The sequence below is a fragment of the Pseudoalteromonas sp. AOP7-A1-14 genome (genome assembly GCF_052376275.1).
In the GTDB taxonomy this organism is placed as follows: Bacteria; Pseudomonadota; Gammaproteobacteria; order Enterobacterales; family Alteromonadaceae; genus Pseudoalteromonas.
Map to the genome: position 1 here is coordinate 1 of NZ_JBQSVO010000011.1, position 12,391 is coordinate 12,391.

Genomic DNA, 12,391 nt, shown 5'->3' on the forward strand with positions numbered 1-12,391 from the left:
AAGCCCGCAGCTTGCACTGCGGGCTTTTTCTTGAATGAGTGAGTCAGCCGATAAGCCGGGTTTTGTCCTTTCCTAAGAAAGTGATAATCATTCGTCTAGGCCATAAATCGCTCTATGGCTCAAGCAACCTACCCGGTTCTCACGTGGGCCACGCGTTCATTATTTAAAATGATAGAACCCTATTTGGTCTTGCTCCGGGTGGAGTTTACCTTGCAACCAACTGTTACCAGTGGCCCGGTGCGCTCTTACCGCACCCTTTCACCCTTACTAACCCGAAGGTTGGCGGTCTCCTCTCTGCTGCACTTGTCGTGGGCTCACGCCCCCCAGCCGTTAGCTGGCACCCTGCCCTATAGAGCCCGGACTTTCCTCCCCCTGCTCATTTTCGTCACAGGCAGCGATTATCTTGGCTGACTCGGCGCGCATTATACCTGAGCTTAACGCTGGGTGCAGTAAAGATTTAACCTTTTTCATCAATAATTGTTTTATATAGGGCGTTTTTCTTCATACCAAAATATTCAGCAACAATGCCACAGGCTTTTTTCATTGGCATTTCACTTTCGAGTAAAGTCAACATTTTACGCGCTTCTGGAGAGATTTCATCAACAAGCTTTGGTTTCCCCGGCAACATTAATACTATTTCGCCACGCTGCTTGGCTGGGTCGTTAGTTAAAAACTGTTTTAATTCAACGACGGTGCCATCAAAAAATGTTTCAAAGGTTTTGGTCAGCTCTTTGGCGAATACCACTTGCTGCTCTTTACCAAGTGCCGCTTCAAGGTCGTCTAAGCTCGCCATAATCCGATGAGTACTTTCGTACATAATACTGGTGATATTTGAACTAACCGCTTCGATAAAAAAGTCTTGTCTGGCTTTACTCTTAGCTGGAGTGAAACCTATAAACTGAAAGCGATCTGTAGGGAGTCCTGAGCAACACACGGCAGTTATTGCAGCGCACGCCCCGGGGATTGGCGTAACATGAGCACCTTGCTCACGACATAAATTAACCACCGCATAACCTGGGTCGCTAATAAGCGGTGTTCCGGCATCTGAAACTAGTGCTATATTTAAACCTTGGTTCAGCTGAACGATGATCTGCTGAGCTTTTTGCTTTTCATTATGATCATGTAATGCAAAGGTTTTAGCCTTAATACCAAAATGACTTAGTAGCTTTCCGGTATGGCGAGTATCTTCAGCCGCGATTAAGTCAACTTGCGATAGTGTCGCAATTGCACGCTGGCTCAAGTCGTCGAAATTACCAATTGGGGTGGCGACAATGTAAAGAGTGCCAATTTTATCTGAATTCTCCTCATTTAACATTGAGGTCTCCTGCGTCAGTCAGTAATATAAGCAAATCGCGATAACGTATTGGGAAATCATTGTGCGACTTAAACTTGTTAGTCTAATTATTATATTGTCAGGGTTATCGGCTTGTAGTACAACCGAAAAACCGACTAAAAACACTGAAAACCTCAGTTCAGCCACTAACACGGTACAAAATCAAAATATTGATGCACTTTCGATGTACCAAAATGCCTTAAATCGACAAGGTGCTGATAAAATACAACTACTTTATAGTGCGCGAGATGCGGCTATCACACAGCAGAGCTGGCCGTTACTTGAACAAATTTGCTCTGAACTTGAACGTACCCCCAGTGTCGATAAAATACAAAACTCACTTTATATTGCCTACGCCCAAATTCAACAAAATAAAAACAATCAAGCGTTAGAGCTACTTAATAGCGTAGACGGTAAGTTAAGTTTGCCTGAACATAGTGCTTGGCATCAATATTTAACCGCCAGTATTTACGCTTCACAAAATATGCCAAAACAAGCCATGCCTTATTATTTTAATGCGTCTGAACTTGCTACCAATAATGATATTGAGATCCCGAATTTAAACAAAGCTTTATGGACCAACATTCAACAGCTTTCATCTTATGCACTAGAGCGCTTTAATCGAGGTTCAGTTATCCAACAAGGCTGGGTTAATCTAGCTCTTTATAATCAAGTTTATTTGGGTGAACCAGTTGAACTTCATCAAGCAATGAATAACTGGCAACGTCGTTATCCTGGGCACCCTGCAGCCGCAGTTCTACCCAAAAAGGTCACTGAATTAATGCAGGTAAAGCCTCTTAACATTGATCGTATTGTGGTTTTGTTACCTCAAACAGGTGCAAATACCCGATTAGGCGATGCCTTAAAGGCCGGTGTATTGGCGGCGCTTGATAACCAAGATATTAACGAAACAATTTTCATTGATGAAACTCTCAGTAGCGATGAAATAGCCCTTGCACTTAGCGAGCATAAACCAGACTTTGTTGTGGGGCCGCTTCTTAAAAACAATATAGAAAAATTAGCTGCAGCTAAAACCTTACAAAATATTCCTACGCTTCACCTAAATAACTCTGATGGTGAGCGAGCTTCATTACAACATTACTATTTTGCCTTAAGTCCTGAACATGAAGTCCAACAAGCACTCGAACACTTTTTAGCTATTGGCTACCAAAAACCAATGTTGCTAGCGCCAAATACCGCTGCAGGCCAACGCTTGGTTGATTATTTTGATTTACAGTGGCACCGTTATAGCGAGACAAAAGCGGAAGTCGGTTTATATAACGATAGACAAGATATGCCCAAAACTATTGTTGACTTACTTGAAGTGGATAGTTCTAAACAACGTATAGATGTTGTTAAATCACTTTTCAAACCTGAAGTTGAAAGTGAGACGCGCTCACGTGGTGATATTGACGTGATTTATATTTTGGGTGACGCTATCGAAACTCGCTTGATAAAGCCATATTTAGATGTAAACGTCAGTACATTTTCAGAGCGCATTCCCTTATACGCCAGCTCAAAAAGTCACAGTAAGCAAATAGACAAAACCGATAAAGGCGACTTAGAAGGCCTTTATTTTACTGAGTTACCGTGGATGTTGGATGAACAACTAAATAACAACCACACATTGCGTCACCAGTATGAATCTCTTTGGCCTGACCAAGCCGACATAATCCAGCGCCTATTTGCTATGGCTTATGACTCTATCTCAATGCTTAGTGATATAACGCAATTAAGTATGATCTCAGGTAAACAATACTCAGGGTTAACAGGCCAACTTAGTATTGCAAGCGATGGCCAAGTAACACGTCAATTAAATTGGGCTCAGTATAAAAATAAACAAATTAAAGCGGTCTCACTTGAAACCAGACAACCATTACCACTATTTATGCAGTCAGCGAGCACAGAGCAACGCGCTGAGTAATTATATTTACCTATGACAAGGAATGTAACATGTCGTGGTTTAAACAACTGTGGCACAATAGCCGTGAAAAAGGACAGTATTATGAGCTACAAGCGCAAAAGTACTTAATTAGCCAAGGGTTAACTGCAATAGAGCGTAACTACAATTGCCAGTTTGGTGAACTTGACCTAATCATGCGTGACGGCGATAAATTGGTTTTTGTAGAAGTTAAATTTCGTAAAAATAACGCTCGCGGAGGCGCGAATTATGCTTTAAGTAAACAAAAGCAATCGCGCTTACGCCGCACCATATATCACTACTTAGCAGCTAAGCATCTGCCGACACAATCAATGCGCATTGATTATGTGGCAATTACCGGCGAAAGCGCACCACAAATTAATTGGATAAAAAACGTATTTTAATATGCAAGATACTATTAAAGAAATATTCACAGAAAGTATTCAAGTACAAATTGCCGCAGGGGAAGTACTGCCTAGCGCCCTAGAAGCTGCTGCTTTCACTATCGCACAAAGCCTTATTAATGGTAATAAATTAATTTGTTGCGGCGCCTCCAGCTGCCATATGCTGGCACAGCATATGGCGGGTGTACTAATTAACTTTTATGAAACCGAACGCCCTTGTTTGCCTGCTGTGGCACTTTCTCAAGAACAAATAAATCTGTCACAGCAAAGCCAAATTGATGAACGCGATACCTTTGCTAGACAGATACGTGCTTTTGCACAAAAAGGCGACTTATTATTAGTACTGGCGATAAACGGTAACGAGAAAAATATAATTTCTGCCGTCGAAGCGGCACTTACCCGCGATATGAAGGTCATAGTATTAGTGGGTGGTGATGGTGGTGAACTAGTCGGTTTGCTAGGTGCAAATGACGTTGAGATTCGTGTTCCATCAAAGCGCCCTAGCCGTATTATTGAATCTCATTTAGTTAATTTACATTGTTTAAGTGAATTAATTGATTTGACCCTATTTCCACAGGAAGAAAATTAATGTTTAAACGCTCTCTACTTGTCTTAGGCGCCGTTGTATTACTTCAAGGCTGTGCCGCAGCCGTTGTTGCGGGTACTGCAGGTGCGGTAACCGCAGCTAACGACCGTCGCACACTAGGTTCACAAATTGATGATAATAATATTGAAATTAAAAGTAACCTAGCTATCAGCGAAGTTTCACGATTAGAGCAGCATGCAAATTTAGATGTTATCAGCGTCAATGGTATTGTGCTTTTAATCGGCCAAGTTGCTAATCAAGAAATGAAAGACGAAGCCTATAAAGCAGTTGAAAATGTAGATGGTATTCGTAAAATTCATAATCAAATTCGTATTGGTTCTAATGTGGGTATGACTACCAAAACCCATGACTCATGGCTGACCTCTAAGGTTAAAACCCAGCTATTCACAACGGAAAATCTCAGCAGTAATAATATTAAAGTAGTGACTGAAAACGGTGAAGTATTCTTAATGGGCTTAGTCTCAGGCAACGAAGCAAAGACAGCTGTTGAAGTATCACGTAATGTGTCTGGTGTAGAGCGGGTAATTAAAGTATTTGAATATTACTTATAGATCAGGTCAAAAAGTTTCATTGTTAACTTAACTTTTCCTTTTTCAAGTATCCCAGACACAAAAAACCCGCTTCTCAGCGGGTTTTTTAATAAGTTAAAAGCTACTTAATCACTCGTAAGTGAGCACCTTTTTTCTTATCCGGCTTAGCCGGTGCTGGTTCGTCATCAGGCGGTATATCACCACTATCCAAATCAACACTTTCAAGTTCCGGCGCAAAATCGTCTTCGTCCTCTAAAAACTCATCTGCGGTAAATACAGTACCTTCACCATTTTCGCGTGCGTAAATTGCGAGTACAGCACCTAAAGGTACGTATACTTGCATCGGCTGACCACCAAAACGAGCATTAAAGCTGAGCTGCTGTTTGTCCATCGAAAATTGGGTCACAGCTGATGGGCTGATATTCAATACAATTTGACCATCCTGGACAAACTGGGTTGGTATCTGCACTTGCTCAAAATCAGCATTAACCACAAGGTGCGGTGTACATTGATTATCAACAATCCAATCAAAGAATGCGCGCAGTAAATAAGGACGATTAGGCGTCATTATAAACGGATCTCGCGCTCAGTTTCAGTTAAAGAGGCTTGAAATGATTCACGCTCAAATAAGCGGATCATATACTCTTTAAGCTCTTTAGCGCCTGCGCCAGTAAGCTCAATACCAAGCTCAGGCAAACGCCATAGTAACGGTGCTAAATAGCAATCAACTAAGCTGAATTCTTCACTCATAAAGTAAGGTGCTTCAGAAAAGATTGGTGCGATCGCTAGTAACGCTTCGGTAAGCTCTTTACGGGCTTGACTAGCATCAGCTGCACCTGTATTGATTTTTTCAGCTAAGCTGTACCAGTCAGTATCAATTCGATGCATCATTAAGCGACTACGGCCACGCATTACCGGATAAACAGGCATTAGTGGAGGATGAGGAAAACGTTCATCAAGATATTCCATGATGATGTTTGCCTGATATAAACCCAATTCACGGTCAATCAGTGTTGGTACTGTACCATAAGGGTTAATTTCATGAAGTGCTTCTGGTAAGTTATCCTTTTCAGCCAGGTGAATATCAACACTTACGCCTTTTTCAGCAAGTACAATACGTACTTGGTGGCTATACATACAGTTAGCACCAGAAAAAAGAGTCATTACAGGGCGCTTATTGGCAGCTACGGCCATGCCTACCTCCATTAAATAACAAAAACAGCAATAGGGGCTTAAGCCCCTATTGCAAAATTACCTTTAAATATGTTCAAACTTAATGAACATCTCTCCAGTATTCTTTCTTAAGCATAAATGCCAAGATAAATAAGATGACTAAAAATCCAATTACCTTAAGACCTAATGCTTCTGACTCAAGACGTGAAGGTTCACCCACATACTCAAGGAAGTTAGTTATGTCACGAGCTGCTCGGTCGTATTCATCGACACTCATTTCACCCGTGCCATCAGTTTCTGTACCAGTGATATGAGTGGTTGTTTTACCATCTACTGTTACTTCTTCAGTAATTGCGGTAGGAACACCTTGCAACTCTTGCAGAACATGTGGCATACCTACTGATGGGAATAACGTATTGTTTACACCGAACGGACGAGATTCATCTTTGTAAAACGATTTTAAATAGGTGTAAATCCAATCACTGCCACGTACACGCGCAACATTTGTTAGATCCGGCGGAGCCGCACCAAACCATTTTTCAGCATCTTCTTTCGACATTGCATTAGTGATGTGACCACCTACTTTTGAGCCATCAAAAATAAGTTGCTCTTCGCCGACTTCATCTGGAATACCAATATCTTGAAAAGTACGTTTATAACGCTGATACTGCATTTGGTGACAACCAAGGCAGTAGTTCATGAACAACTTAGCACCACGTTGCAACGAAGGCTGATCCGTTAGGTCATTGCCCGCTTCCATCAAAGAAGCCGTAGGACCCGCCGCCATTGCCGGCAATACGTTTATTGATAAAGCAAATAAACCGATAAGTAGCTTTTTCATCATTTCGTTAACCTCTCAGGCAATGGCTTAGTTTTTTCATTCTTACTGTAAACAAACAACAGTACGAAGAACATAAAGTAAGTCACAGTACAAACTTGCGATAAAATCGTCTTAAAGTCTGTTTGTGGTGTTGCACCTACCCAACCAAGGATAATGAACGTAACCACAAAACCTGCAATATTCCACTTGTGGAAACCACAACGATAACGAACCGACTTAACAGTACCACGGTCTATCCAAGGCATTAGTGCCAACACCACAATAGATGCCCCCATTGCTGCAACACCAATTAACTTATCAGGAATTGCACGCAAGATTGCATAGAACGGCGTAAAATACCAAACAGGGAAAATATGCTCTGGTGTTTTAAGTGGATTTGCTGCTTCAAAGTTTGGCGCTTCTAAAAAGAATCCACCCATAGCAGGCATAAAAAATACCACCCAACAAAACAGAATTAAGAAACCAACCACGCCCACAATATCTTTTACAGTGTAGTAAGGATGGAACGGTATCGCGTCAACAATATCTTTCCTATCAGTGTAGTACTCATGGAATTTAAATTTAGGCTTATCTTCTTCAGCTACAGAACCTTTCTTACGTTTTATTTCAACGCCGTCGGGGTTATTTGAACCCACTTCGTGAAGAGCAACAATATGTAAGAATACCAAGATTACGATAACCAATGGTAAGGCAATAACATGTAATGCAAAGAAACGGTTAAGCGTTGCCCCTGATATTACATAGTCGCCACGGATCCAAAGCGTTAAATCATCACCAATAACCGGAATAGCCCCGAACAGTGAAATAATTACCTGCGCCCCCCAGAACGACATTTGCCCCCAAGGAAGTAAATAACCCATGAATGCTTCAGCCATTAAAGCAAGGAAGATAAACATACCAAATAACCACAATAATTCACGTGGCTTTTGATAGGAGCCGTAGATCATGCCACGGAACATATGTAGATATATAACTACGAAAAATGCTGATGCACCTGTTGAGTGCAAATAACGTAGTAACCATCCGTATTCAACATCACGCATGATATATTCAACAGACGCAAACGCACCTTCAGCTGAAGGTACAAAATTCATTGTTAACCAAATACCGGTAAGGATTTGATTAACAAGTACTAACATGGCTAGTGAGCCAAAAAAGTACCAGAAGTTAAAGTTTTTTGGCGCTGGATATTGTGCAACATGCATGTTCCACGTACGTGTCAATGGAATTCGGTCGTCAATCCAACCAATAATTTTACCAAGCATTACGCAGCCCCTTCTTCTTCACCAACGATAATAGTGGTGTCATCAACAAAGGTATAAGGCGGAACTTCCAAATTCAAAGGAGCTGGTACTCCTTGGAAAACACGTCCAGCCATATCAAACCTAGAGCCATGACACGGACAGAAGAAACCATCATCTGTACCTTGTACTTTCTCACCAAAACTACCTTGAAGGAAGCTAGGTGAGCACCCTAAGTGCGTACAAATACCTACAGCAACAAATATATCCGGTCGTTGTGACCGAAACTCGTTAGTTGCAGATTCTAATTGCTGAGGTTCTTCAGACGCAGGATCACGAAGCTGTTCTTCATGACCTTTCATCTGCTCAAGCATTTTTTGGGTCCGTGATATAACCCATACAGGTTTACCACGCCACTCGACACGTATTAATTGTCCTGACCCAAGTTTGCTGATATCTACTTCTACAGGCGCACCTGCAGATTTAGCTCGCTCACTTGGATTCCAAGACGCAATAAAAGGAACAGCAGCCCCAGCCGCACCAACACCACCTACAACAGAGGTAGCTATGGTTAAAAAGCGACGTCGGCCATTGTCTACAGGCGCATTGCTCATCCACTTATCTCCACTATGATTCTCAACACTTGCTATATTGAGAACATCAGTTACAGCAGGTTAATTTTTCGAATTTTAAGTTAGACGCGATCATAAATAAAACCCTTGATTAAAACAAGGTTATTAACAGCCCCATGCTCGAATAATCCCGACTTTATCAACTAAATGACTAAGTTAGCTCGAGCATAGAGCCGCTTATAATAGCGACTTTATAAAAATAATTACTGACCAAGATCAATCACACTAAGAGGAAGCAGTATAAACTGCACATAGCGATATCAAACTTGCTCACATTACTTGCCTGACAATTGTAGCAAAAAAATTCACCAATTAACTGACGGATTTACACTAATTGCTATATTTAATGAACTTTTTTTAAAGTTATACACAGCAAACGCCAAATCTGAGCAATAATCAAGCAAAAAAAAGAGATTTCAACTATCAGATATTAGGGGGCTAGAGTGTGATGCGACTACGATAAAGTAGACTCGGGGCTTTAAAACCATGTGCTAGGTAAACCCTGCCTACAGGACTTGTTAACATTCTTATTTATAATTTGGACAGGTGTGTGAGGGGGGCACTATGTCGCGTAAAGTCGCGCAAACTATGGAAAATATCAGATTACAGATATCAGGGTTAACCTAATTTCTAGTCTTCAACCTTTTTTTAAGCTCGCATCTTCACGACTTTGTATCGCACTTAGGTTATCTCATTGGTGAATAAGGCTTTAAATTTTAGAAGTTTAGTGTCGAGCTTACAACATATACCTTAAAGCTTTCCGTCAACAAAAAACCCAGCCAAAGCTGGGTTTTTGAAATTCTGACAAACGTAAATATTAACGTTTTGAGAACTGTGGACGCTTACGTGCTTTCTTAAGACCCACTTTCTTACGTTCAACTTTACGTGCATCACGAGTAACAAAGCCTGCTTTACGAAGCTCAGGACGAAGTGACTCGTCAAACTCCATAAGTGCACGAGTGATACCGTGACGGATTGCGCCAGCTTGACCAGTTGTACCACCACCTGAAACAGTGATGTGTAAGTCAAACTTTTCAGTCATATCAACTTGCTCTAATGCTTGACGAACAACCATGCGAGCCGTTTCACGACCAAAGTACTCTTCAAGAGAGAGCTTATTAATTACGATGTTACCAGTGCCTGGGCGTAAGAATACGCGAGCACTTGAACTTTTACGACGGCCTGTACCGTAGTATTGATTTGCCATGATAGTGCTCCTTAAATGTCTAGAACCTGAGGCTGTTGTGCAGCATGGTTGTGCTCAGTACCTGTGTAAACTTTAAGTTTACGGTACATATCGCGTCCTAAAGGACCACGTGGCAACATGCCTTTAACAGCTTTTTCGATGATCATTTCAGGCTTTGCAGCTTGAAGTTTATCAAAAGTAGTAGACTTAAGACCACCTGGGAAACCAGTATGAGCATAGTACACTTTCTCTTTGAACTTATTACCAGTTACAGTAACTTTCTCCGCGTTGATAACGATGATGTAATCACCAGTATCTACGTGTGGAGTGTACTCAGCTTTATGCTTACCGCGTAAGCGATTAGCGATTTCAGTAGCGATACGACCTAAAGTTTTACCTTCAGCGTCAACTACATACCAGTCACGTTTTACTGTTTCTGGTTTAGCAACAAACGTTTTCATTTATAAAAATCCAATGTTTTTCAATTAAAACCACAGGTAATTATTATTAATTACCGCTCTAAGTATATGCTTCAACCCCTTCGAGTTTAAGACTTTAGGCCACTCACTAGAGGCTAAACTAATTGAGGGCAATAGAACGCAACGTGGCAGACGCGGGAGTATACCAGCACTTAAAACACATTGCTACCGGACGGTTGTTTTTTTCCACAAGAAAATACTCGAAAGTAAAAAGTGACAAGTCAAAGCCGCTTTAACCTTCCATCCTCAGCTTATTTAAGCTAAATGCTCTTTTGCTAAATATTCTACCGACTGCATTTCTTGTAACCGACTGATGCAGCGCTTAAACTCAAAATTTAAATTACCATGGGTATATAATTCGGTGATCGGTTTTTCTGCTGAAATAATTAATGTGACATGGCGCTCGTAAAATTCATCAACTAAAGCAATAAATCGCCTTGCCGCATCATCGTTTGCTTGGCCAAGCTGTTTAACGTTTGCCAGTATCACAGTGTTATATAAACGGCTTATTTCCATGTAATCAACTTGGCTACGCGCTGTTTCACAAAGCTCTTTAAATTCAAACATCACAATGGAATCTGACACTTTGCGAGTTTTTATAACACGTCCCTCTATCTCAATGGAGGTATCAAGTTTACCGGGCTCTGGCGATAGCTTATCAAAATACTCAAACAAGTCTTTGTCTGCTTGTTCATCAAGAGGACTATGAAATATTTCAGCTTGCTCAAGGGTCCGTAAGCGGTAATCAATGCCTGAGTCAACATTAACTATTTCAGTATTGGCCTTTACTAATTCGATTGCGGGTATAAAACGAGCTCGCTGCAAACCATTGCGATAAAGCTCATCAGGAATAATATTTGATGTGGCGACCAGCACAATACCGCGCTCGAATAGAGCTTCCATTAAGCCACCTAACAACATCGCATCGGTAATATCCTGAACAAAGAACTCATCAAAACAGATAATGTCGGTTTCAGCTTTAAAAATATCAGCGATAGTATTAAGTGGGTCACTAGTATTTTTTAACTTTTTTAACTCATCGTGTACTCGGTGCATGAAGCGATGAAAATGCACACGCATCTTTCGCTCAAAGGGGAGCGCTTCATAAAAAGTATCAACTAAATAAGTTTTACCACGACCCACACCGCCCCAAAAATACAGCCCCTTAATTACTGGCGTGCTATCTTTAGTAAAGAGCTTTGCAAACCAACCTTTCACTGTTGGTTGCGGTGCAGTTAAATCATCATATAAACGCTGCAAATGGCGAACAGCATTTTCTTGTGCTTCGTCATGAACAAAGTCTTCACGTTGTAAATCTTGTTGATATTTTTGCCAAGGCGTCATAGCGGGTTACAATAAAACTGGGTTTAATTTACGTAATATATTAACACGCATCGTAACTCGGGGTATATTAACCCCAGCAAAGTTTTATTAATGAATGCGTATTTACACGCACACTTTCCCAAAGGGGTAAATTTATGGGTACAGTTACTTGGGTTGGCATAATCATTATTGTTGCCGTGGTCGCCTTTATTCTTGGTGCATTTGTAACTAAAAAACAGTTCAAACAAGACGAACTTGAACAACAAGCCGAGCAAGCTAAAAATGCATTAGCGCAATATCGTCAAGATGTGGCTGATCACTTAGCTAGCACCGGTAAGTTAGTTAACAAAATGAAAGATAACTACGACCAGTTATTAAGCCATGTTGATGATACTAATCGCTTACTTGTACAAGATAAAAAGCAGCATCCTACAGAGCCATTCTTCTCAAAAGAGACCACAGAGCAATTGCAATCATCGCTGCAAGAACGTCAAAGCGACCGCTCATCAGCACAAGCTCAACCAACGGATTATGTATCAGGTGAATCTGGCTTATTTGCTGGTGAAAATAAAGTTTCAGAACATTCTAAAGCCTCTTGATGAACTTTTTTTCGACCCCATAGTCAATAAATAGAACAGCTTTACGTTTTATTTAATTAAACTTATAAATAAAAGGCTGCTTCTTACCAGCCTTTTTTAGTTTTTGCTTTTCTTGTGATGTG

14 protein-coding genes and 1 other RNA gene are annotated in these 12,391 nt (G+C 40.9%); 5 read left to right on the plus strand and 10 right to left on the minus strand.

Features of this window, described 5'->3' with window-relative positions; translation table 11 throughout:
* Positions 1-35: 35 nt before the first annotated feature.
* Together rnpB and rsmI are read right to left on the minus strand one after the other, a co-directional pair.
* An RNA gene (rnpB, locus tag ACT3RM_RS03415) (RNase P RNA component class A) lies at positions 36-415 on the minus strand.
* Positions 416-457: 42 nt separating this feature from the next.
* Positions 458-1,315 (minus strand): 16S rRNA (cytidine(1402)-2'-O)-methyltransferase, encoded by an 858-nt coding sequence (gene rsmI, locus ACT3RM_RS03420; protein WP_441833659.1) that lies wholly within the window; start codon positions 1,313-1,315, stop codon positions 458-460.
* A gap of 61 nt (positions 1,316-1,376) precedes the next feature.
* On the opposite strand from rsmI, the gene ACT3RM_RS03425 reads away from it, so the two are divergent.
* Genes ACT3RM_RS03425 through dolP form a run of 4 tightly spaced genes read left to right on the plus strand, consistent with a single transcriptional unit; the run spans position 1,377 to position 4,816 of the window.
* Positions 1,377-3,257: a penicillin-binding protein activator gene (locus ACT3RM_RS03425; RefSeq protein WP_441836128.1), complete on the plus strand. Its 1,881-nt coding sequence runs from the start codon at positions 1,377-1,379 to the stop codon at positions 3,255-3,257.
* Positions 3,258-3,286: 29 nt separating this feature from the next.
* Positions 3,287-3,658: a YraN family protein gene (locus ACT3RM_RS03430; protein ID WP_441836129.1), complete on the plus strand. Its 372-nt coding sequence runs from the start codon at positions 3,287-3,289 to the stop codon at positions 3,656-3,658.
* A gap of 1 nt (position 3,659) precedes the next feature.
* Positions 3,660-4,247: an SIS domain-containing protein gene (locus ACT3RM_RS03435; RefSeq protein WP_441836130.1), complete on the plus strand. Its 588-nt coding sequence runs from the start codon at positions 3,660-3,662 to the stop codon at positions 4,245-4,247.
* Complete coding sequence (gene dolP / locus ACT3RM_RS03440; RefSeq protein WP_441836131.1) at positions 4,247-4,816, plus strand: division/outer membrane stress-associated lipid-binding lipoprotein; 570 nt, start codon at positions 4,247-4,249, stop codon at positions 4,814-4,816. Before ACT3RM_RS03435 ends, dolP begins: the two co-directional genes overlap by 1 nt.
* A 100-nt stretch (positions 4,817-4,916) precedes the next feature.
* Here dolP and ACT3RM_RS03445 read toward each other — a convergent pair whose 3' ends face one another.
* From ACT3RM_RS03445 to zapE, 8 genes are all read right to left on the minus strand, one after another.
* The gene (locus ACT3RM_RS03445) at positions 4,917-5,363 is read right to left on the minus strand and encodes a ClpXP protease specificity-enhancing factor (protein ID WP_441836132.1); all 447 of its coding nucleotides are present in this window, start codon (positions 5,361-5,363) and stop codon (positions 4,917-4,919) included.
* Positions 5,363-5,989 carry a stringent starvation protein SspA gene (sspA, locus tag ACT3RM_RS03450; protein ID WP_441836133.1) on the minus strand — a complete coding sequence of 209 codons (627 nt, stop codon included), beginning with the start codon at positions 5,987-5,989 and terminating at the stop codon, positions 5,363-5,365. Before sspA ends, ACT3RM_RS03445 begins: the two co-directional genes overlap by 1 nt.
* Positions 5,990-6,068: 79 nt before the next feature.
* Positions 6,069-6,812 (minus strand): cytochrome c1, encoded by a 744-nt coding sequence (locus tag ACT3RM_RS03455; protein ID WP_441836134.1) that lies wholly within the window; start codon positions 6,810-6,812, stop codon positions 6,069-6,071.
* Positions 6,809-8,074, minus strand: coding sequence for a cytochrome b (locus tag ACT3RM_RS03460; protein WP_441836135.1), 1,266 nt, complete (start codon positions 8,072-8,074; stop codon positions 6,809-6,811). The genes ACT3RM_RS03455 and ACT3RM_RS03460 overlap by 4 nt, the downstream gene beginning before the upstream one ends.
* A complete protein-coding gene (gene petA / locus ACT3RM_RS03465) occupies positions 8,074-8,664 on the minus strand; it encodes a ubiquinol-cytochrome c reductase iron-sulfur subunit (RefSeq protein ID WP_441836136.1) in 591 nt (196 codons plus the stop codon). The genes ACT3RM_RS03460 and petA overlap by 1 nt, the downstream gene beginning before the upstream one ends.
* 835 nt (positions 8,665-9,499) lie before the next feature.
* Positions 9,500-9,892, minus strand: coding sequence for a 30S ribosomal protein S9 (gene rpsI / locus ACT3RM_RS03470; protein ID WP_441834752.1), 393 nt, complete (start codon positions 9,890-9,892; stop codon positions 9,500-9,502).
* Between the two features lie 8 nt (positions 9,893-9,900).
* The gene (gene rplM, locus ACT3RM_RS03475; protein ID WP_441834748.1) at positions 9,901-10,329 is read right to left on the minus strand and encodes a 50S ribosomal protein L13; all 429 of its coding nucleotides are present in this window, start codon (positions 10,327-10,329) and stop codon (positions 9,901-9,903) included.
* Positions 10,330-10,602: 273 nt separating this feature from the next.
* Positions 10,603-11,691: a cell division protein ZapE gene (zapE, locus tag ACT3RM_RS03480; RefSeq protein ID WP_441834747.1), complete on the minus strand. Its 1,089-nt coding sequence runs from the start codon at positions 11,689-11,691 to the stop codon at positions 10,603-10,605.
* A 134-nt stretch (positions 11,692-11,825) separates the two neighbouring features.
* Between zapE and ACT3RM_RS03485 the strand changes: the two genes are divergently transcribed.
* Positions 11,826-12,269, plus strand: coding sequence for a YhcB family protein (locus ACT3RM_RS03485; protein ID WP_441834746.1), 444 nt, complete (start codon positions 11,826-11,828; stop codon positions 12,267-12,269).
* Positions 12,270-12,391: the final 122 nt, after the last annotated feature.